The sequence below is a fragment of the Brevibacillus formosus genome (genome assembly GCF_003013405.1).
GTDB lineage: Bacteria > Bacillota > Bacilli > Brevibacillales > Brevibacillaceae > Brevibacillus > Brevibacillus formosus.
Window position 1 is genome coordinate 105,282 of sequence record NZ_PXZL01000009.1, and the last position, 21,686, is coordinate 126,967.

General features: G+C 41.5%; 19 protein-coding genes. All 19 read left to right on the plus strand.

The window, feature by feature from the left end:
- The first annotated feature begins 108 nt into the window (after positions 1 to 108).
- The 19 genes from C7R91_RS09815 (at position 109) to C7R91_RS09910 (ending at position 21,668) form a co-directional block, all read left to right on the plus strand.
- Complete coding sequence (locus tag C7R91_RS09815; protein ID WP_047069391.1) at positions 109 to 663, plus strand: dihydrofolate reductase family protein; 555 nt, start codon at positions 109 to 111, stop codon at positions 661 to 663.
- Between the two features lie 212 nt (positions 664 to 875).
- On the plus strand, positions 876 to 2,108 hold the full coding sequence (gene pepT, locus C7R91_RS09820; RefSeq protein ID WP_047069392.1) for a peptidase T: 1,233 nt from the start codon (positions 876 to 878) through the stop codon (positions 2,106 to 2,108).
- A gap of 328 nt (positions 2,109 to 2,436) precedes the next feature.
- Complete coding sequence (locus tag C7R91_RS09825; RefSeq protein WP_047069393.1) at positions 2,437 to 3,033, plus strand: class I SAM-dependent methyltransferase; 597 nt, start codon at positions 2,437 to 2,439, stop codon at positions 3,031 to 3,033.
- A 355-nt stretch (positions 3,034 to 3,388) separates the two neighbouring features.
- On the plus strand, positions 3,389 to 5,578 hold the full coding sequence (katG, locus tag C7R91_RS09830; protein WP_047069394.1) for a catalase/peroxidase HPI: 2,190 nt from the start codon (positions 3,389 to 3,391) through the stop codon (positions 5,576 to 5,578).
- Positions 5,579 to 5,854: 276 nt separating this feature from the next.
- The gene (locus C7R91_RS09835) at positions 5,855 to 6,631 is read left to right on the plus strand and encodes a hypothetical protein (RefSeq protein ID WP_047069395.1); all 777 of its coding nucleotides are present in this window, start codon (positions 5,855 to 5,857) and stop codon (positions 6,629 to 6,631) included.
- A gap of 97 nt (positions 6,632 to 6,728) precedes the next feature.
- The gene (locus C7R91_RS09840) at positions 6,729 to 7,382 is read left to right on the plus strand and encodes a response regulator transcription factor (RefSeq protein ID WP_047069397.1); all 654 of its coding nucleotides are present in this window, start codon (positions 6,729 to 6,731) and stop codon (positions 7,380 to 7,382) included.
- Complete coding sequence (locus C7R91_RS09845; protein ID WP_047069398.1) at positions 7,383 to 8,819, plus strand: sensor histidine kinase; 1,437 nt, start codon at positions 7,383 to 7,385, stop codon at positions 8,817 to 8,819. It abuts the gene before it with no gap.
- 238 nt (positions 8,820 to 9,057) lie between these two features.
- A complete protein-coding gene (locus C7R91_RS09850; RefSeq protein WP_047069399.1) occupies positions 9,058 to 9,777 on the plus strand; it encodes a lipoprotein BA_5634 family protein in 720 nt (239 codons plus the stop codon).
- 26 nt (positions 9,778 to 9,803) lie between these two features.
- The gene (locus C7R91_RS09855; RefSeq protein WP_047069400.1) at positions 9,804 to 10,490 is read left to right on the plus strand and encodes an ABC transporter ATP-binding protein; all 687 of its coding nucleotides are present in this window, start codon (positions 9,804 to 9,806) and stop codon (positions 10,488 to 10,490) included.
- A gap of 24 nt (positions 10,491 to 10,514) precedes the next feature.
- Positions 10,515 to 12,497, plus strand: coding sequence for an ABC transporter permease (locus C7R91_RS09860; RefSeq protein WP_047069524.1), 1,983 nt, complete (start codon positions 10,515 to 10,517; stop codon positions 12,495 to 12,497).
- Positions 12,498 to 12,580: 83 nt separating this feature from the next.
- Positions 12,581 to 13,279: a response regulator transcription factor gene (locus tag C7R91_RS09865; RefSeq protein WP_047069401.1), complete on the plus strand. Its 699-nt coding sequence runs from the start codon at positions 12,581 to 12,583 to the stop codon at positions 13,277 to 13,279.
- Between the two features lie 4 nt (positions 13,280 to 13,283).
- Positions 13,284 to 14,519, plus strand: coding sequence for a sensor histidine kinase (locus tag C7R91_RS09870; RefSeq protein ID WP_047069525.1), 1,236 nt, complete (start codon positions 13,284 to 13,286; stop codon positions 14,517 to 14,519).
- A gap of 87 nt (positions 14,520 to 14,606) precedes the next feature.
- On the plus strand, positions 14,607 to 15,020 hold the full coding sequence (locus tag C7R91_RS09875; RefSeq protein WP_047069402.1) for a ribosomal maturation YjgA family protein: 414 nt from the start codon (positions 14,607 to 14,609) through the stop codon (positions 15,018 to 15,020).
- 63 nt (positions 15,021 to 15,083) lie between these two features.
- On the plus strand, positions 15,084 to 15,686 hold the full coding sequence (locus tag C7R91_RS09880; protein WP_047069404.1) for a DUF4304 domain-containing protein: 603 nt from the start codon (positions 15,084 to 15,086) through the stop codon (positions 15,684 to 15,686).
- 169 nt (positions 15,687 to 15,855) lie between these two features.
- The gene (locus C7R91_RS09885) at positions 15,856 to 16,326 is read left to right on the plus strand and encodes a hypothetical protein (RefSeq protein ID WP_047069406.1); all 471 of its coding nucleotides are present in this window, start codon (positions 15,856 to 15,858) and stop codon (positions 16,324 to 16,326) included.
- Between the two features lie 333 nt (positions 16,327 to 16,659).
- Complete coding sequence (locus C7R91_RS09890) at positions 16,660 to 16,917, plus strand: autorepressor SdpR family transcription factor (RefSeq protein ID WP_007729097.1); 258 nt, start codon at positions 16,660 to 16,662, stop codon at positions 16,915 to 16,917.
- Between the two features lie 16 nt (positions 16,918 to 16,933).
- On the plus strand, positions 16,934 to 17,557 hold the full coding sequence (locus C7R91_RS09895) for an SdpI family protein (RefSeq protein WP_047069407.1): 624 nt from the start codon (positions 16,934 to 16,936) through the stop codon (positions 17,555 to 17,557).
- Position 17,558: 1 nt separating this feature from the next.
- Positions 17,559 to 18,314 carry a CPBP family intramembrane glutamic endopeptidase gene (locus C7R91_RS09900; protein WP_047069408.1) on the plus strand — a complete coding sequence of 252 codons (756 nt, stop codon included), beginning with the start codon at positions 17,559 to 17,561 and terminating at the stop codon, positions 18,312 to 18,314.
- Between the two features lie 234 nt (positions 18,315 to 18,548).
- Complete coding sequence (locus C7R91_RS09910; RefSeq protein WP_047069409.1) at positions 18,549 to 21,668, plus strand: efflux RND transporter permease subunit; 3,120 nt, start codon at positions 18,549 to 18,551, stop codon at positions 21,666 to 21,668.
- Positions 21,669 to 21,686: the final 18 nt, after the last annotated feature.

Sequence of the window (21,686 nt, forward strand, 5' to 3'; positions counted from 1 at the left end):
GTATCTACCGCCAATGAAGTGAGCTGTTTTTATACTGCGAATAAGACACAAGGTGACATATTTACAGGTCTAAAATGGGTGGTAGATCAACGAAAGGAGTAACCACTCATGACACGAAGAATCATATTAGATTTAGCCGTTACTTTAGATGGGTTTATTGAAGGGAAGAATGGAGAAGTTGATTGGTGCATAATGGACTCAGAGATGGGGTTTGTTCATTTCTTACATCAAATTGACACGATTCTATATGGAAGAAAAAGTTATGATTTATGGGGACAATTTACGCCGGAAAATGAACATACGCATAATGAAAAGGAGATTTGGTCATTGGTTCATAGTAAAGAAAAATATGTGTTTTCCAAGACACAAAAAGGGACTGATAATAAAGCAATATTCATCAACGATAATATTATTGAAGAAGTGAACCTACTAAAGAATAAGCCTGGGAAAGACATCTGGCTATATGGTGGAGCAAGTCTTATTACAACATTTATCAATTTAGAGCTTGTAGATGAATTTCGCTTATCTGTTCACCCTGTTATTTTGGGAGAAGGAAAACCGTTGTTTATGGATATAAAACAGAGGTTGAATGTAAAATTGGTGAATACAAGAACGTTCTCCTCTGGCGTTGTGCAACTCATCTATCATTTGAACGGGAAGTAATATATTTCAATCAAACCAGCGGTGAGTCTAAGACTGTATTTTCAGGTCTTGGCTCGTTGCTGGTTTATTTTTCTGAGTCAGTCCAAAACCAATGTTTATGAGGCTGGGGGCCAATAGATTGAAGAATCGATGGGGATCATGGTAGAATTTGTCACGAGATCATGTGTTTCTAAAACAGCTTTGACTAAATGTACCGGAGTGGAGATAAGACCATGAAAACGGAAATCATGAATAGATTCATCTCTTACGCACAAGTTGATACACAATCCGATGAAAACAGCGAAACTTGCCCTTCAACACCAGGGCAGCTTGTACTTGCCCAAATGCTTGTTGACGAACTGAAAGCCATCGGTATGCAGGAAGTTGCGATGGATTCGAACGGTTATGTAATGGCAACCCTACCGTCCAATACAGACAAAGAAATTCCCACAATCGGTTTTCTTGCTCATATGGATACGGCCACGGATTTTACCGGGGCTGACGTGAAGCCGCAAGTCATTGAAAATTATAACGGAGAAGACATTGTCTTGAATGAAGCACAGAATATTGTCCTTTCGCCGCGCGAGTTTCCAGAGCTGGCTAGCTACAAAGGCCACACCTTAATCACGACAGACGGTACCACATTGCTAGGCGCTGATGATAAAGCTGGTATTGCCGAAATCATGACCGCCATGGCTTATTTGATTCGCCATCCAGAACTGAAACACGGGAAAGTAAGAGTAGCCTTCACTCCGGATGAAGAAATCGGCAGAGGCCCTGATAAATTTGATGTGTCCGCCTTCGACGCAGTATATGCCTATACGATGGATGGCGGCCCTCTTGGCGGGATCGAGTACGAGAGCTTTAATGCTGCATCAGCCACTATTACCTGTAAAGGGAAGAACGTTCACCCCGGATCGGCTAAAGGCAAAATGGTCAACGCTGCTAAAATAGCCATGGAGCTGCATGGAATGCTGCCGGTTGAGGAAACGCCTGAGGAGACGGAAGGCTACGAAGGCTTCTATCATCTGTTTTCCATTCAAGGTGACGTCGAGCAAACGCAGCTTCGTTATTTAATCCGGGATCACGATCGTAATCGGTTTCAGGAGAGAAAGTCTGAACTGGCTCGTATCGTAGAAGAGTTACAGAAAAAATACGGAGAGAAGCGAATTGAGCTCGAAATCAAAGACGAATACTTCAACATGCGGGAAAAGATTGAGCCTGTAATGGAAGTAGTGGACATTGCTATACAAGCGCTCGAAAACCTCGGAATCGTGCCGAGTATTCAGCCGATTCGCGGTGGTACCGATGGCTCCCAGCTATCCTACATGGGGTTGCCAACACCGAATATTTTCACAGGCGGGGAAAACTACCACGGGCGGTTCGAATATGTTTCCGTTGACAACATGATGCACGCTGTGAACACCATCATCGAAATCGTGAAGTTGTATGAGCAAAGAGCCTGATGGCGAGGTAGCCTTGTGATGATATATGAAAGGAAAGTAAGTTAGCAGACTTATATCCAACTGACATTGAAGCAAAGCGAGCAAAGGGCGGATGTCTAGTAGAGTCGATTCGCCCTTTGTCATGAGTCATTTTAAAACTGCTCTGCCTGCACGTACAAACTTACCTTGTCTAGGATTACAGTGGTGAATCTTCACCTATTGACACATCATACATTACGAAGATATTATAGATATAATAAATCCATAATGGTTATAAAAAGCATCCAGAGCTTGTTATATAGCGATGATTTGCACCAGGAAATATTTTGATCAAGGGAGGCCGATAAGTATGGGGAATATTTGGAATGAGCGTTATAATACTGACGAATATTACTACGGGGAAGAACCAAACGTATTTATTCAACAACAAGCTTTTCGCTTCGAACAATCTCAAAAAGTTATTGCGTTTGCAGAAGGTGAAGGCCGGAATGCCGCTTTTTTAGCAAAAGGGAATCTAGAAGTGACAGCCATTGACTATGCGGAAAGCGGATTGCAAAAAACGAAAAAACTGGCTCAGAAGCATGGCGTTCACGTACACACCCAAAAAATTGACTTGCTGGAGGAAGATGTCCCGCAAGAGGAATATGACGCCGCGATTATGGTATATGGACATTTTCATAAAGACGCTCAGACCACGGTTCTTAATAAAATGAAAAAGGCGATAAAGCCCAAAGGAATTCTCATGCTTGAGGTATTCTCCGAGAAACAACTACAGTATGGTACGGGCGGACCTTCAGAGCTTGAACTGCTATATGACCCCAAAGAAATCCTTGATTGGTGCGAAGGGCATGAGGTGATCCATTTCTTCTATGGCGAACAAGAGCGTGTGGCAGGAAAGGCACACACTGGATTAGCCCATGTTATCCAGCTTGTATTAAGAAAATGATAGAGAATCATCGTAAGTGAATTTGAACCGATTTCGTACTAAAAGCCCACATTCCGTTACGGGAGAAAAGTGGGCTTTTTGTAATGGATCGAATGGAAGTTCATGCAGGAAAGCGGCTAACGAGCTGGTGAGAAGATCATAATCTACACGGTCCATGCATACGTTAGAATCAGCATAAAATAGAAAATGAAAGAGTTCATATATTTTATCGTGTTTATACGATGCCACTGGCGACTGTCCATAATCCTTACCATGAAAAAAGCAAAAAGATGTTGATTTCCCCTGTTAACTGCTATATAACTTAATTAGAAGTATTATTATTTGATACTTAATTTAAATGACGGGAGAGGGACAAATGGACTCTATGGCAACTGCTAACACTGGAAAGTGCCCGTTTTCGCACGGTAGCACTACGAATCACAACCCTAGTGCTACATCGAACAAACACTGGTGGCCCAACCAGTTGAACTTGAACATCCTGCATCAGCATGACAGAAAATCTAACCCTATGGGCGAAGACTTCAATTATGCAGAAGAGTTCAAAAAGCTGGACTACCATGCCCTCAAGCAAGATCTTTATGATCTAATGACAAACAGCCAAGATTGGTGGCCTGCCGACTACGGACATTACGGGCCATTATTTATTCGTATGGCTTGGCACTCCGCTGGTACATATCGTACAGGAGACGGCCGTGGCGGCGCTGGAACTGGCACACAGCGTTTCGCTCCGCTTAACAGTTGGCCAGACAATGCCAACCTTGACAAAGCTCGTCGACTTCTATGGCCGATTAAGCAAAAATACGGCAACAAGATCTCTTGGGCCGACTTGTTAATTCTAGCAGGGAACGCTGCTATTGAATCCATGGGCGGGAAGACAATCGGTTTTGGAGGCGGACGCGCGGACGTTTGGCATCCAGAAGAAGATATTTACTGGGGTGCGGAAAAGGAATGGTTAGGCGATAAGCGTTACACCGGCGATCGTGAGCTCGAGAATCCGCTTGCAGCAGTTCAAATGGGTCTAATTTATGTGAACCCCGAAGGTCCGAACGGGAATCCAGATCCGCTTGCGAGTGCTCGCGACATTCGCGAAACCTTCAAACGCATGGGAATGAACGATGAAGAAACGGTTGCACTCGTGGCAGGTGGCCATACATTTGGGAAGGCTCACGGCGCAGGAGATGCTGCTCTTGTAGGCCCAGAGCCGGAAGCTGCTCCTTTGGAAGCAATGGGCTTAGGATGGCAGAGCACACACGGTTCCGGTAAAGGTCGCGACGCCATTAGCAGCGGTATTGAAGGTGCATGGACTGCAAATCCGACACAATGGGATAATGGTTTCTTTGAACTATTGTTCGGATATGAATGGGAGCTGACCAAGAGCCCTGCAGGTGCACACCAATGGGTTGCTGTAAACCCTGCTGATGAGCATCTTGCACCGGATGCAGAAGATGCGTCCATTCGTGTTCCAACGATGATGACCACTGCGGATATGGCCTTGCGTATGGATCCAGTATACGAAAAGATTTCTCGTCGTTACTATGAGAATCCAGAGGAGTTTGCAGATGCATTTGCAACTGCATGGTTCAAGCTCACACACCGCGACATGGGGCCTCGCTCAAGATATTTAGGCCCAGAAGTTCCAGCAGAAGATTTTATCTGGCAAGATCCTGTACCCGCTGCTGAATATGAATTAACAGATGCAGATGTAGCAGAACTGAAAACACGGATCTTAGACTCGGGTCTTACCGTCAGTGAGCTGGTAACAACGGCGTGGGCTTCCGCTTGTACCTTCCGTGGCTCGGATATGCGTGGTGGCGCGAATGGTGCTCGCATCCGTCTTGCTCCACAGAAGGAATGGGAAGTGAATGAGCCGAAAAAGCTTGAAAAAGTACTTACGATCCTAGGAGTCATTCAAGAGGACTTTGGTAAAAAAGTCAGTATGGCCGATTTGATTGTACTCGGCGGTAGTGCCGCAGTAGAAAAAGCTGCACAAGATGCTGGCTTTGATGTGACGGTTCCTTTTGCTCCTGGACGTGGCGATGCAACACAAGAGCAGACAGATGAAGAAAGCTTTGCTGTACTCGAGCCAATCGCTGATGGTTTCCGGAACTATCAGAAGAAACAATATCGTGTCAGCCCTGCGGAACTCCTGATAGACAAAGCACAGCTACTAAACCTTACTGCTCCAGAAATGACTGCACTCGTTGGCGGTATGCGTGTTATCGGGACAAACCACGGTGGCACACAACACGGCGTATTCACGGATCGCGTCGGTACACTCACGAACGACTTCTTTGTTAACTTGCTAGACATGGGAGTACAGTGGAAGCCTGTAGAAGGTGGCATTTTTGAAGGACGTGATCGCAAAACCGGGGAAGTGCTGCGTACAGCGACAGCTGTTGACCTCGTGTTCGGTTCAAACTCCGTACTTCGTGCCATTGCAGAAGTTTATGCACAAGACGATAACAAAGAAAAGTTTGTGCGTGACTTCATCGCTGCATGGGTGAAGGTAATGAATGCAGATCGTTTCGATCTTAAAGAAGCATAATCTGAAAATGTAAAGCAAAGAACAGTATTTGTTGTAGAATACTGTTCTTTGCTTTTCTTTTCTATAGTAATATTAGTAATTGAATCGGTTAAAGAAATGCGAGACCCGCTCTTGAAAACCACCTGAAGCAAGCCGCCAGGTGGTTTTAATCTTCTCTAGAATTTACAACTTAGAGACAACTGAAAGATACTTTTAACATATGAACGCTATATTCTATGAACTGTAACAAGGGTTTTGTGCACAAACCAAAAACAAAAAATTTCAGGAGGCATTACTATGAACAAAAAAAATATTCTCGTTTTTTCTATGGCACTAACAATTGTAGGCGGTGCTACAGCAGCTGTATTTGCAGCCGAAAACGCGGTTCATTCTACTAAAAACAAAGTCGTAACAGTGGCAAGCAAAGCAGGAAATGGCACAAATCAAACCACTGTAGCCAAAGTAGCAAATGGAAAGATTAGTGATGAAGAAGCCGTAAAAATGGCAACCAAAGCTCTAAAAGACTATATGGGGCTTGACGCGAAATCTTTTGGTGAGGCACGTGTGAATAGAACGAACGCGCAAGAAGATTTTAAGTTCTTCATGGATTTATATTCAAAAGAAGATGCAGCTGTATTAAAAGAAAACGCGAAAAAAGATACCGCAAATGTTATCGTGGTACAGTTTATTCGAGCTGAAGACTTAAACCAGCCAATGCCCGCATCTAATCGCATTGTCATAAATGAAGCAACAGGGGAAATTGTTTCTTTAACTGCTTTCACTAATGAAGATCGAAGCTCAGAGACAACAATCGATGATGCGAAAGTTAAATCTGCGGTTATCAACTTTTTTGATAAACAACAGAAAAATGTTAAGAAAAATACGATGAAGGTTAGTAAGACGGCTAATTCCGGAACCATACGTGTTCTTTGCGATCTGGAAGATGGAAGGGATGTAACACTGACAATGAGTCTGAAGAATTATTCAGTATCTAGTTATGAGATTAATTATGACAGACTACTCCCTCTACCTTCTGAAGAAAATGATTACCGTGAGAATTTCAGAGAACTGTAAGTAAATTAAGATATTGCAGGACGGATAACATGGAGTAAGTGCCCGAGATGGTACTTACTCCATCTAACAGTTACAAAAGGAATGAGGTAAAAACAGAATGATCAAAATTTTAGTTGTTGAAGATGATATCGCAGTAGCAAATTTAATAAAATTGAATTTAAATACCGCAAATTATGAGAGTTCAATCGTTTTTAATGGAGAGGAAGCCCTGAGTGTAATTGAAAGCGATCGTTTTGATCTCATCCTTTTGGATGTCATGCTTCCAAAAGTGGATGGATTTACTTTATTTGAAAAAATTAAACCTTTAGGAATACCTGTCATTTTTTTAACTGCGAAAAGTTCTGTCACAGATAAGGTGTATGGATTAAAAGCGGGAGTAGATGACTATATTACGAAGCCCTTTGAAGGAATTGAATTGCTGGCTAGGATTGAAAATGTATTAAGGCATTACAATAAAAAAAGCAACATCATAAATTTTAAAGACACAGAAGTATACTTGCAAGAAATGAAGGTGAAAAAGAACGGTGAAATAATTGAGCTTACCTTGAAGGAGTTCGAATTATTGGTGTTTTTAGTGCAAAATAAAAACATCGTATTAACGAGGGAAAAAATCATAGAAAAAATTTGGGGATATGACTACGTTGGCGAGACTCGAACGATTGACAACCATATACAAAAGCTAAGAAAAAAGCTGGGATGGAAAGATGAAATTAAAACAGTATTTAAATTGGGATATAGGCTGGAAGAATAAATGAAATTTTGGCAGAGGATATTTTTGTGTACATTAATCATATTCGAAATCTTTTTTGTACCAGCATCCATTTACCTTATTCATAGCAGCTTTGAACTCAATCTCAATATGGAGATCCGTTCCGGGATAAGTGAACAGGATCGATTTGCTAACTCCTTAGAATCAAATCTATATCTACTTAAAGTCCAAAAATCTTCAACCCCAGATGCAGAAGGAGTTGGCAAACCAAACATAGATTCCATGATTCGTACGTACTTGGACAACCTCGGAGAACAGGATGTGTATCTGGATGTAATAGATGAAAATAGCAAAGTTATTTTTAGCCATTTTAAAAACAACAAGATAACTCTTACTAATCGTGAAGAATTAAACATCCCATCAGATAAAGTAAATTACATCATACGGGATGTAGGGGAAAAGACGTACTTATTTATCGCTAAGAATATTTATTTGGAAAATAATCACTATAAGCTTTCTTATGTGAAAGATATTTCGAGTGTTTATGAAAATAGAGAAGACTTATTAAGCCTTTTAATCAAGCTAAATGCTCTTATTTCAGCAATTTTGGTCATTGTTACCATAATCATGAGCATGTTTATCGTAAAACCGATTAATAAACTGATCCAGTCAACAAGAATAATTGCAGGCGGGAATTTCAGCGAAAGAGTCATGGTCAAATCGAAAGATGAAATCGGGTTGTTAGCTGAAAATTTCAATTTGATGGCCGTTGATGTAGAAGATAAAGTAAACCAGCTTAAAAAAACTTCAGAAGACAAGCAAAGGTTTATCGATAACCTGGTACATGAACTTCGGACTCCTTTAACTTCGATCATAGGCTATGCGGATTATTTACGAACGAATAAATATGATGAAGAGACTTATATCAACTCATTAAGCTTTATCTATGATGAAGGAAAGCGGCTAGAGAAACTGACATTTAAGCTTATGGAGCTCATTGTTTTGCGAAAAGAAGATTTTGAGTTAAAAAAGGGAAAGCTTGACGAACTTTTTGTGGAAATCAAACATTCCTTTATTCCAAAGCTGAACATAAAGAATATGGATTTGGAAATATCGTCGGAGCATGTGAGTGTTTTAATGGATAAGGATTTGATGAAAATTTTACTTGCAAACCTGATAGACAATGCGATTAAAGCATCGAAGAACAACGATAAAATACTTCTACGTTCATACAGAGATACGGAGTCAAAAATTATTCTTGAAGTGAAAGATACAGGGATCGGTATTCCTGATGACGACATAACAAAAGTTTTTGAGCCATTCTTTATGTCCGACAAATCGAGAGCAAGAGCCAATGGAGGAGGCCTCGGCCTCGGGCTTTCATTATGTAAGGAGATTGCCAAAATTCATGACGCTGAAATAAGAATAGAAAGTAAGCTCGGTGAAGGTACCATTATCCAATTGGTTTTTCATTGTTAACAACCGGGAGCGGATCGGTTCAATCTTAAAAAAGCATAATCTGAAAACGTAGAGAGGACTGTCCCAAGTCATGAACAATGACTGCGAGACAGCCTTTTTCTGTCAACAAGCATGTCATTATCTCCATTCTTACTAAATTGTAAGAAAGAAGGTCAAAATCGTTAGACTAGAGTCATTCAATTACAGGAAAGTCTCGTCTATAATCCAGACATAAATAGTTTATAAGGGAGCAATTAAGATGAAAAAAGTAATAGGTTTCTTGTTGGTTATTGTCATTTTTGCAGGGATTGGATTCGGAGTAAAACGATTTGTAGAAGGTCCATCGCAACCGGTTGATGGTGTTCTCGTTATTGGCACAGAAAAGGATGCGAATAAGGTCAAAGAGTTGTATAAAGATAACACCAAACAAACGATGGACTATAAAATGAAATTGGTTACAACGAAAAAAATTACGAAATTGTCAGAGCAAGATCAGAAAGAAACGGGTCAAGAATTTGAAACCAGAGATATCAAATATTCGGTTGTAACTCGATCCACAGCTGAGCAATTCGTCAAGAAGGGGATTCTCAGAGCCAGACAAGATCCAGACAGTACGTCTATTATTTCAGACCCTGTTACTGGCATAAAAGAATTATCGAATGGTCAAAATCTGTTTTACTCTTCAAGTGATTATGAAATGAAGAATGGCCAAATTGATTTGAACGGTCAGATGGTACCTGTAGAGTATGTGAACCATCAGATGTGGATCGGGTATATACCACAAGCGGACCTTGTTATTGTTAACGAACAGACTTACAACCAATTAACCGAAGCAGAGTCAACGCTCTCCTTGATCCAGTTTGAAAATGACAGCTTCGATTTTAAGAAGAAAGATAAGGTGAACCATGTCTTACAAGAAATCGGGAACGTATACGCAAAAAGTGAAGACAAAGTAAACTTCGTAGACGTACAAGATTGAGTTTGGGTGGTGAGAGGGTGAGCTTTATGGAAGTTGTACGAATGGAAAACGTAGTAAAAAGTTATGGGGAAGGAAATAGCAGGGTAGATGCGTTAAAGGGGATTCACCTTTCGATTCAGCAAGGAGAGTTTGTTTCCATCGTTGGTGTTTCCGGCTCTGGTAAAAGTACACTGCTGCATATTTTAGGCGGGTTGGATCGTCCAACTTCAGGACAAGTATTCATTGGGGATCATAATATTTACGATTATACAGATGATGAGCTTTCGATATTCAGAAGAAGAAAAGTCGGGTTTATTTTTCAATTTTTTAATTTGATCCCGGTATTGAATGTCCAGGAAAATATCGCGTTGCCCATGTTATTGGATGATGAACCGATAGATATGACGTATTTAGATGAACTGATTGAAATCCTGGGGCTCCATGAACGGAAAGACCACTTACCTTCCGAATTATCGGGTGGTCAACAGCAACGGGTCTCCATCGGCAGGGCTTTAATGAATCGACCGCATTTGATTTTGGCGGATGAGCCCACTGGGAATCTGGATACACGAAATACGAAGGAAGTCATGGATTTATTACGATTGACTGCTAGAAAATACAATCAAACCATTGTCTTGATTACTCACGATCTCACGATTGCTTCGGCTTCTGACCGGATCATCACGATAGAAGACGGAACGATCATTTCAGATCAACGGCTTGCTGCGAATTAGCCAACAAACTGGAGGAGAATGATTTTGATCAGCAGTTATAAACAATTAGGCAGCAAGTATTTAAAGGGGAATATGAAACGAACAATTTTGACTTTGATCGGAATCGTACTCTCTGTAGCGTTAATTTCCACAGTCGGCCTTTTTATGAAAGGATCACAACTATCCCAAATCGAGAACATCAAGAAGATAAACGGGTTTTCTTTTCATCTCGGTATTTCAAATTACGATGAAGCATTATTAAACAAAATCAAATATAATCCCCAAATTGCTTCGTATGGTTTGATGTCTCAGGGCGGAATCGTCCCGGTCGGAGAAGTTACTGTTCAAAAGAATTTCGCTGATCATAGCGCCATGGAGTTTTTAACCTACAGTCTCGTTGATGGCAGATTACCAGCCAATGAGCGTGAAGCAGTCGTCGATTCCTGGATGCTTCCTTATTTGAAAAAGGGACTTCAGATCGGCGACTCATTTGAATTGGATGGTCAAATCTATCAACTGGTTGGTTTACTGGATAATCGTGCGTTCACTCAGAAAAATAAAGTGGGTCGTTTCCTAACCTACAAACATGATTTTGCTATTGGAGAGGGCAGGATCTTAGCCGAAATCAACGAGAAAGCGGACTTTAAAGAGGTTTTAGAGGAGATAAAATCACTTACGGAAGACAAGAATCTTGTTATCAATGAGGAAATGATCAGAGTTTTGAAACCGGGATCGAATCAATCGATTTTGGCCGTGCTCGTCATCATCGTTAGTATTGTTGTGATCGCGACAATTGTTGTGATATACAACGCTTTTCAAATCAGCGTCGTAGAGCGAATGAAGCAGTTCGGCTTGCTCCGAAGCATCGGCGCTACACGAAAGCAAATTAGACAAATCGTGATGAGAGAAGCTGCTGTACTGGCTGTCATCGCCATACCGGTTGGGCTTGTATGTAGCATCTTGGCGGTTGCTGCTCTCCAATGGATTTTCTCGATCATTTTAGAAGATGGTGCAGATGTTTCGTTCTTTCATATCGATTGGCGGATTTTATTCATCAGTTCGATCATTACGCTGACGGCCGTACTAGCGTCCAGTTATTACCCGGCTTTTTTTGCGGGCAGAATATCCCCATTGCTGGCAATCAGCAGCAGGTTATCTATTAAAAAAGAGGCGATCAAAAAGCACAAGAATAACGTGTTGAAAAAGCCGTTATCTTTTCCCTTGAGCCTGGCCTTGAAAAATGTCAAAAGAAATAAAAATCGTTATACCATTACGATCCTATCCATCATTATTTCCAGTGTATTGTTTATTACTTTCTCGTCTATGATGGATATCGCATTTGCATCCAAATATGTAAAAGATTTATCGACGAAATCAGATCTATCCATCTCTTTGCAACAAGATCATGATGGTTTTTCAGCAGAAAGGCAGCAAATCTTGGAGCTTTTGAAGTCGGTTGAAAATGTATCTGGAGTGAAGGAACAGGACCTTAGTTTTGAAATCGAATTGAAGGATAAGACTCAATCTGTTACAACTGTTGCTCACATCGAGGAGTCTGTTGGAAAAAAACACGCCATTACCATTGTGAATCACATCGATGAGAATAAAGTGAAGAAAGATTCAGAGCTCGTTATAAAAGTGCTGGTATACAGTTTTATCACAGTTATTTCTTTGATTGGCAGTCTCAATATCCTTAATACGATTACGATCAGCATCATCATCAGACGAAAAGAACTGGCTGCGTTAAAATCCATAGGCATGTCACAAAGGGATTTGAAAAAAATGATCATCTATGAAGCGCTAATCTATGGTTTTTCTGGAAGTTTGCAAGGGATCTTTTTCGGTTGTATACTTTCTTATATTATCTATTTGGCGGCTTCCGGTGTCTTGAGCGTCGAATGGACGATCCCCTACGAAGCTTGTCTCATTACGTTTGTTTCAGCGTTGATCATCAGCATTTTATCTGTTCTATTCCCACTGAGAAAAATCCAAAAAGATAATATTATCGATGTTATCAGAGAACAATGATAGAATGGGCCTGACTATTTTATAGTCGGGCTATTCGGATTAGTCAATGGCTGAAATGGAATGAGGATAGGGAGAGGACAACCTTGAATAAAATATTGCTTGTGGAAGACGATGAGGCGCTTGGTCTAGCCATAGAATTCTCATTACGAAATGAAGGCTATGAGGTAGTCAGAGCCTCTAGTGTAAAAGAAGCGAAACACCAGTTTGATCAACATACTTTTGATTTGGCGATCCTAGATGTCGGCCTTCCAGATGGAAACGGCTATGATTTATGTCTGCATTTCAAAAAACAAAACGATTCATCGATTGTTATCTTCTTAACGGCATTGGATGAAGAAGCAAATGTAGTAATGGGCCTGGATATTGGCGGGGACGATTATATAACGAAACCATTCCGAGTCAAGGAATTCATTTCCAGAGTGAAAGTGCAATTGCGCAAACGTGGGAGGTTGGAAACATCTTCTATCACCTTAGCATCTGAAAATATAAAAATGGATACGAATCTCGTCAAAGCTTATAAGAATCAGGAAAGCATTCCATTAACCAATCTTGAATACAAGCTTCTGCTAACTTTCATGATGAACGCCCATAAAGCACTAAAAAGAGATGATCTACTGATGAAAGTATCGGAAGGAGAAGATGCTTTTTTTGATGAAAACACGCTATCTGTATACATTAAGCGTCTAAGAGATAAAGTGGAAGATGACCCCAAAAATCCGCAGTTTATCGTCACCCAAAGAGGACTGGGTTACCGTTGGAATAAGGATGTGAGTAGAGAGTAAGATGATGAAGAATACCGAATTGAAAGGGTATATGACGATACTGGCCGTTCTGTTATCACTATTTACCATTCACCAGTTTATTGCACATCAACTGTTTTATGATGCTTTGAAAAGCGACTCCATTGCAACCTGGGGTGAAATTACGGCTAGATTGGTTGAACAAAATCCCGAGAATGAAACGGAAATTATGAAAGTCTTAACAAGTCACGCATCTAATTCAAGTGAGTATCAGGAAAAAGGAAGAGAGATCTTTAGACAGTATGGATTATATGAAGATTTGGCATCAGAGCTTTTTCCCCTATTAAATAAACATATTTCCAGCCATAATCAATTGATTTATTGGGGATTGATTTGTTTCGGATTGATACTGCTAGGCGCAAGCTTTTTGCAATACAAGATTGTCTTTCATAAAATTAGACAGCTTACTTCCGCTGCAAAAAAAATAATCGACGGGGACTACTCGGTAGTCATCAATGAAAATAAGGAAGGGGATCTCGCCAAACTAGCGGCTTCCTTTCGTTCCATGAAAGATATAATTCGAAAAAGCATGCAGGATCTTCTGGAAGAGAAAGAGTTTTTAGCACAAATGCTGCAAGATATCTCCCATCAATTAAAAACGCCTCTTTCAACGATTTCCATCTACAATGAAATGTTGTTGAATGCAGAACTGCCTCGTCAGCAGCAAGTTCATTTACTGCAAAATAATGAAGTTCAAATTGCGAGAATGAATGTCTTAATTCAAAATTTGTTAAAAGTAGCGAAAATCGACGCTAGAGCTATTTCATTTGATAAAGAGCCGGCCAATTTGGTGGAGACGATCGAGGAAGTTCTGGAGCGCTTGGCAAGCATGATTAGTGAAAAGCATATAGCCATTGATTGGGATGCGCCGAAGGAAATCGTTGTTACTCATGATAAACTATGGATGCAGGAAGCTTTGTTGAACCTTTTGAAGAATGCGATCGAGCATTCCAAACCCAGCAGTACAATCATGATTCAAGTAAAAGATACGCCGATCTATACGGAGTTAGTGATTCAAGACTTTGGAGAAGGAATTGCACCTGAGGAATTATCGCACATTTTTGATCGATTTTACAAAGCAACAGGTTCTAAAAAGCATGATTCGACTGGGATTGGACTGGCGCTAGTCAAAGCCATTATCGAAGCACATCATGCCTTGATTAAAGTGGAGAGTGAGAAAGACAGCTTTACAAGATTTACGATTACTTTCATGAAGTTTTAATTACTCTTATCAAAAAATTGATAAATAAAAGAGGAAGAATGATGAAGGATGCACAAAGCCGAATGAAACTACAACCGGACGATACCTATGAGCATATGTAAGGAATGCTCCTCGAGTCGATGGAGAGCCAGGGTCGCCTATATCGTCGCTGTTTTTGTTGTCATGGCGTTTGGCTTAGGGTCTAGAGCGTTCGCCGATGTGTTGCCAATCTTTGTAGCTGAGCATTTTGGCGATGCATTATGGGCCTGCATGATCTACTTTGGCTTCCGCACTTGTTATACTCATAAAAAGATTTCTTTCTCACTGTGGTGCAGCCTCGTGTTTTGCTTTGCGATCGAGGCCAGCCAATTATATCAGGCCGACTGGATCAAGTCTCTCCGGGAGACAACTCTTGGGGCGTTGGTATTAGGAAAAGGCTTTTTGACGGCGGACCTTGTGCGGTACACTGCGGGATCTGCCGTCGCTACCTTGCTAGACCTAGCTTGGCGTAAGCGCTTGTGATTTTTTGTAGATGTCATCTTATAGCTGCCGAATGAGGCCTATCGCAAACTTCGAGGAGGGATCATGTTGCAACAGCTCTTTACTGAAATGATTAAACAGGACGTAAAGCCATTCCTTTCCAATCGTGGCTTCGCAAAGAAGGGTTTGAATTTTACTAAGAAAACAGAAAGCCTGATCTACATGTTCAATTTCCAAAAATCTGCAGGCAATGCAGCGGACCATGTAATGTTCTATGTGAACTGCGGTATTTATGCAGTAGAGTTGGCACAGATACAATCGAGAGCGATTCTTACAGCACCTCAAGAAGCGGAGTGTCACTTCAGAGCAAGAATGGGGGAAATCGTTGAGTCTGTTCCAGATCGATTTTCAATCACTCCTGACACGAATATGGATGATGTAAGAGAAACGCTGCTAAATGGCTTAGAAGAGGTTATTCATTTTTATGATACTATGACCAGTGCCAGATCCATTGTGGATTATTACACTTCAGGGCCATTTTTACATCTGGGCGAAGAGAGCTTTCATTTGCTATTACAATCTAATGATGTAGTAGAAGCTAAACATTATTTGAAAGCTTTGCAGGAAAAGTACGGAACAGAAAAGCGATGGACCATATTCGAGAATAAATACAAGGCCATCTTCAATAAATATGGAGTGGAATTTTGATAAGAGTTAAGTCACAGCGGTCAGTCTAAGACTTTGTATTCAGGTCTTCGATGGCCGCTGTCTCATTTAGTGGAGTCAGCACTAAACCAATTTCTGGGAAAATGGGCGAACGAGATAGGCGGAAAATCCATAATGTAAAGTGTGTGACAGCTAATGGAGGGGGGAAGTTATGTACGGGTGGTATCCACAAGAGGGTTATTATCCAATTTCAGCGGGAGAAGGCAGATACTACAATGATTATGAATTACTGAGACACATTGCCAGATTAGAGCGACAGCTAGCGGAAGTACAAGGAGCAATGTCAGCATGTACAAAAAAGAATGGCGCATTAAAAAAGGATCTAGAAGTTGTTAGACAGCAAAGCTCAGTGCAAACGCAAAACGACCAAACCTATCAATCGCCAGCAGTAGATAAAGTTAATGTCAAATGTATAGCAGCGACAGAGACATCGGTAACCTTTGAAATATCGGGAAGAAGATTAACATTTGATAGCGATTATTATGGGAAATATGCAGGTGAGTATACCCCTGGAAAAGTATACGTGGCCATGGCGGATTATGGAGCGGGGCAAATCTATCTAACCATTAAGGATGATAATGAAATTTGGCATACCTTTAGATATTCACGAATCCAATCGTAACTAACAAGATGTGCTCCCTTCATTTGATTTTTGTCGAGTGATATAACCAAGAATACTGACTGCGTCTTGCCAGAAAATGCTTATGTCACTCGACTTTGTACTTACTTCGGGAATTGCTATGCAAGCAAATACTTATCTGAGTTGGGATAAACTGTATGAGAATGATTGGATAAATTTTGAATTTGTGGTAGAATTGATGTGGGAGTGAAAAATTCAAAAAACATCCTCTGTCTGGTAGTGCCTTATGAGCTGGCACAAGGTGTTTCTCAACGTAATATTTAGATAAATTCCTAAATATCTAAAAACGATGTAGGAAAGTAGGATCGATTGATTATGTCAATGAATTATGCATTTAAGGCACTCTCTGATCCCACAAGAAGAAAGATTCTTGACCTGTTGAGGGAGAAAGATATGACAGCTGGAGAAATAGCCGATCATTTTCAAATGACTAAGCCCAGCATCTCCCACCATCTCAGTTTGTTGAAACAGGCACAAATGGTTTACGACGAACGAAAAGGGCAAAACATCTACTACTCACTGAATACGACCGTTTTTCAAGACTTATTAAAATGGTTTATCCAATTCCATTAGAAAGTGAGGGAATCATATGAATAAATCCAATTTTTCTCTTTTATTTTTTGCCATCAGTGTTGTCTTGAGCGCAATTTGCTATCCCTCCATGCCAGATCAGATGGTCATTCATTGGGGACCAAATGGCGAACCGAATGGTTTTGCGCCTAAGCTTGTGGGTGTATCCTTTATTCCGGTTGTGATGCTGTTTCTTTTCGTGGCTGTTCGCAGTCAAAAACAGTATTATCAAAGGTTCCAAAGCAGTCACGATACAATCTTGCATACATTAATGATCGTACTTCTCGTCATCCATAGCGTGATAATCGCATATGGATATGGGTATATGTTAAATATTGGGCTATTTGTAACCCTTATTTTAGGAATTCTCTTTGTAACGATAGGGAATTTTATGCCTCGTTTTCGACATAACTATCTGATTGGGATACGCACGCCATGGTCACTCGCTTGTGAAGAGGTCTGGAAAAATACCCACCTATTGAGTGGGCGTGTGTTCTTCATCGGAGGAATCCTCATCATGCTCACCTCATTCTTGCCAACAACCATACATTACATCCTTATGTTGATCATTGTGTTGGTGACAATTCTGATTTCTATCGGAAGCAGCCATTACTATTACAAAAAAGCAGGAAGGGGAAAGTAGAATGAAAAACTTGAAAATAGCATTTCTGTTATCGTTAGTGAGCGCTATCGGTTTTATCGCAGCTATTCCGTATTTGCTGGCAATTGGCGGGGATGCATTAGCTCTGGTACCTCTCCCGCTACCGGTTGCCATGACCATTTTCGTCTTGCAGGGAACCATCATGGCATTTCTTTTTTCGTGGATTGGATTGACCTTCGCAACCAAGGTTGGGCTGGATGCCCCTGTCCTTCGGAAGTGGTTGTATAAAACCGGTGGAGAGTCCTTCAACAAAAAGGGAATTATTCAAGCAGTCTTCTTTGGATTTGCAGCAACAGGTCTGCTCCTCCTACTGGAATTTGCCGTTTTCCAACCATTACTGCCAATCTTGGCAGAAAAAGCCCAAGAAGTAGAAGTGTCGACTTGGGCAGGTATCCTGACAGCCATTCAAGGCGGAGTATACGAGGAAGTCATGGTTCGTTTGTTCATGATGACAATGATCGTGTGGATTTTGAGCAAGCTATTCGGACGTAAATCCTCCCCTAAGCCCTGGATGTACTGGGCAGGCATCATTGGGGCAGCCCTTATATTTGGGCTTGGTCATCTCCCTGCGGCAAATGTCTATTTTGGTGAGATTACCCCGCTGTTGTTCATTCGCACAATCGCCCTTAACGGGGTGGCAGGTATATTATTCGGTTACCTCTACTGGAAGCGTGGACTGGAGTACGCAATGATTGCTCACGCGATAGGGGATATCATCCTTCATGGTTTCATTAAATAGACCGCTCCCCACAGATTCCTTGTGTGTAGAAACATACAATTTTTTTACATTTCGCGAGTTTATTCGCGTACATAGATCAAAAACTCCGTCGTTAGATGGTTTTTGGTCTTCTTTCTATTTGATCAAAAAGCGGAATGAAAAACAAATTTTAATTTTTATGGAAATTTATTGAATACCAAAAAAATGAGGGGTAATATAGAGGATGGAATTTATTAGGAATGAGGGGGGCATGCCTTGCGTTTTCTAACGAATTTTTCTCTCAGAAACTCAACCGCTATTATTATTATGACCCTGCTTGTCGTAGTTAGTGGAATCATTGCCGCCATGTCTCTCAAGGTAGAGAACATGCCGGATATCACCTTCCCTGTGCTTCTAGTCAATACTACTTATCCGGATGCATCACCAGAAGATGTACTTGATGATGTAACGAAGCCATTGGAACGTGAAGTTGGGCATGTCACAGGTGTTAAGGCAGTGGAGTCGTACTCAAGCAACAATAGTTCCACGCTACAGGTCTACTTGGAGACTGGTTCAGATGTACAAGCTGTCAGGGACGAGCTGGAAAGAAAAATCTCCAGTATTGCGCTTCCTAGCAAAGTAAACAAACCGCAAGTGATGGTTCAAGGCTTCAGCAATCAACCCGTCTATTATCTGTTTGTGACAGGACAGGATAATGAGAGTGGACTCGATCATTTTGACAACGATTTAAAAGAAACGGTGCTCAAAGAGTTAGAAGGTATTGAAAGTGTTGATAAAGTATCAACAATAGGCGGGCAATTCAAAGAAATGAAAATCCTGCCAAAGATAGATACGCTAAACTACTACGGAATCTCTCCATTGCAGTTGAAACAGCTTTTACTTGACAATCACGTAGCGCTGCCTATCGGTTCGATCACCGAGGATGGGGAAGAGCGCATCATTCGCGTAGTGAGCCGTTACCGCAATGTAGAAGATATTCGTAACACCAAGATATTCCTCCCGAGTGACCCTAAAAATGGGCTTACCTACGTTAGGCTTGGCGATATTGCTGAAGTCAATTTTGATGAAGTCGTTAATTCGATCAGCCGCTATAACGGCAAGAATGGAATTAACATCAATATTTACAAAACACGTGACGCCAATGCGGTAGAAACCGGTGATGCCATTAATGCAAAATTATCCCTTTTGAAAGAGGAGTACCCGGACTTAACCTTTACCACGATTTATGACACTTCTGTCGATATCAAGAATTCGATTAACGGCATGCTCAAGGAAGGCTTGCTTGGAGCTATTATGGCTTCTGTAGTCATTTTGCTGTTTTTGCGTCATGTAAAAGCAACCCTCATCGTCCTAGTCTCTATCCCAACATCCATCCTAGTTAGTCTGATCTTCATGTCCTGGATGGGCATTACTCTCAATATGATCACACTGTTCGGGATGGCAGTGGCTGTAGGACGAGTTGTTGATGACAGTATCGTCGTTATCGAGAATATTTTCCGCCACCTGCAATTGAATAAAGAACGCAAGGAAAGCTTGATTCAAATTGCCACCCACGAAATGCTACATGCCATTACCTCATCGACTTTTACAACAACCGCCGTATTTTTACCCATTGTCTTTGTTGGAGGGATGATCGGAGAAGTATTCCGCCCATTTGCACTAACCGTTGTCTGCTCGCTGTTTGCCTCGCTATTAGTAGCCGTGACGATTGTTCCACTGCTAGCCAAGCTGATGATCTTAAAAGACCACAATATCAAGGAATACGAACATGGGAAAGGGTCTGACACGTACAGGAAGTTACTTCAATGGTCACTCAACCGCAAGCCTGCTGTCGGATTTCTGTCTCTCGTTCTATTTGTCGCAAGTCTAGCGCTTCTCCCGTATATGAAATACGGATTGTTTCCTGATCCGGAAGCGAAGTACATATTCGCTCAAGTAACGATGCCAAAAGGTACACAACTAGATGGACTCGATCAAACGGTTGCCCAGGTCGAAAGTAAATTGATGGAGCAGCCTGAAGTAGAGTACATAGAAATCAATCTTGGCTCGGAAAATGAAGCGGAAATACGCCAATCGAACCAGGCTCTCTTACTAATCAAAATAGGACAAGATGTGAATCTCGACCAAACGATCAAGAAATTTGAGGGAATCGTCAAACCTATGATTCCACTAGGATCTGAAATGGCCTTGACTAAACCTGGCAGCAGCGATACCAACAAGTTCAAGGTGATCCTGTATGGGCCAGATCTGGATCGTTTGAAAGAGGCAAGCGAAATAGTCAAATCAAACTTGAAAGTAAGTCCTCTGTTGACCAATGTGAAGGACAATTTGAACGATTTCAAAAATGAAGTTGTCATCAAAGTCGATCGAGACAAAGCTTCGGAACTGGGAGTTTCCCCTGTACAGGTGGCTCAAGAGGTCAACCTCCTGGTTTCGGATACCCAAATTGGCAAGATCAAAGTCGACGACAAAGACTATAGTCTCTTCTTTGGACTCGGTGAAAACCATGCGCAATCGCTGGAGGAACTGAACAATATCTACATTCAAACGCCAAGCAAGCAACAAGTTCGTTTGGTGGACTTTGCCGAGATTGACCAAGAAAAGGTTCAATCACAAATCATGCGCAAGGACGAAAAACAATTCGTACAAATTACGGCAGATATCACGAGCGACAACAAAGGAGGAGCGAGTAATTTCCTGTTTGCGATGTTGCAAGCGGAAAAATTGCCTGCCGGAGTTACATTGTCATCTGAAGGCGTCTCAAGCGACATGGAAAAAAGCTTCAAAGATATGCTCTTAGCCATTGGTGCAGCGATATTTATCGTCTACATTGTCATGCTTATCACTTTTGGCAATGCTACGGCTCCGCTCGCGATTCTACTGTCCCTGCCACTTGCAGTGATCGGCGGATTATTTGGCCTATTCATTTCGGATACCGTTCTCGATATAACGGCACTTATCGGCTTTTTGATGCTGGTCGGAATCGTTGTTACCAATGCAATTGTGTATGTGGACAATATCCAGCAACGTAGGCTGGAAGGGACTTCTATGCGTGAGGCAGTTGTCGAAGCTGGCGTTACCCGCGTACGCCCCATCATTATGACGGCTGTTGCGACAGTCAGCGCGCTCTTGCCACTTTACCTCGGCTTTTCTGAAGGAGCCTTGATGACCAAAAGCTTGGCGATTGTGGTCATTGGCGGACTCGTTACTTCGACGATCCTGACCTTATTCGTGGTTCCTATCGGGTATGAATTACTGTACCGGATCAAAAAAGATTTTTTTGCCCCTGATACCAAAGAATCGGAGATCGAGCCAAGTGAGGATATGTTTATTTCCGTGCTGAGAAGTTTACGCGATTTGAAAAAGTCTGGGTAAGGCAGAGGGAGGAGTTTA

Bases quoted from the DNA above. Each gene is read 5' to 3' on its own strand.
- C7R91_RS09840 (WP_047069397.1), top strand. From the start codon at position 6,729: ATGATCAAAATTTTAGTTGTTGAAGATGATATCGCAGTAGCAAATTTA.
- katG (WP_047069394.1), top strand. From the start codon at position 3,389: ATGGACTCTATGGCAACTGCTAACACTGGAAAGTGCCCGTTTTCGCAC.
- C7R91_RS09870 (WP_047069525.1), top strand. From the start codon at position 13,284: ATGAAGAATACCGAATTGAAAGGGTATATGACGATACTGGCCGTTCTG.
- C7R91_RS09835 (WP_047069395.1), top strand. From the start codon at position 5,855: ATGAACAAAAAAAATATTCTCGTTTTTTCTATGGCACTAACAATTGTA.
- C7R91_RS09875 (WP_047069402.1), top strand. From the start codon at position 14,607: ATGAGCATATGTAAGGAATGCTCCTCGAGTCGATGGAGAGCCAGGGTC.
- C7R91_RS09845 (WP_047069398.1), top strand. From the start codon at position 7,383: ATGAAATTTTGGCAGAGGATATTTTTGTGTACATTAATCATATTCGAA.
- C7R91_RS09850 (WP_047069399.1), top strand. From the start codon at position 9,058: ATGAAAAAAGTAATAGGTTTCTTGTTGGTTATTGTCATTTTTGCAGGG.
- C7R91_RS09855 (WP_047069400.1), top strand. From the start codon at position 9,804: ATGGAAGTTGTACGAATGGAAAACGTAGTAAAAAGTTATGGGGAAGGA.
- C7R91_RS09890 (WP_007729097.1), top strand. From the start codon at position 16,660: ATGTCAATGAATTATGCATTTAAGGCACTCTCTGATCCCACAAGAAGA.
- C7R91_RS09880 (WP_047069404.1), top strand. From the start codon at position 15,084: ATGTTGCAACAGCTCTTTACTGAAATGATTAAACAGGACGTAAAGCCA.
- pepT (WP_047069392.1), top strand. From the start codon at position 876: ATGAAAACGGAAATCATGAATAGATTCATCTCTTACGCACAAGTTGAT.
- C7R91_RS09900 (WP_047069408.1), top strand. From the start codon at position 17,559: ATGAAAAACTTGAAAATAGCATTTCTGTTATCGTTAGTGAGCGCTATC.
- C7R91_RS09825 (WP_047069393.1), top strand. From the start codon at position 2,437: ATGGGGAATATTTGGAATGAGCGTTATAATACTGACGAATATTACTAC.
- C7R91_RS09885 (WP_047069406.1), top strand. From the start codon at position 15,856: ATGTACGGGTGGTATCCACAAGAGGGTTATTATCCAATTTCAGCGGGA.
- C7R91_RS09815 (WP_047069391.1), top strand. From the start codon at position 109: ATGACACGAAGAATCATATTAGATTTAGCCGTTACTTTAGATGGGTTT.
- C7R91_RS09895 (WP_047069407.1), top strand. From the start codon at position 16,934: ATGAATAAATCCAATTTTTCTCTTTTATTTTTTGCCATCAGTGTTGTC.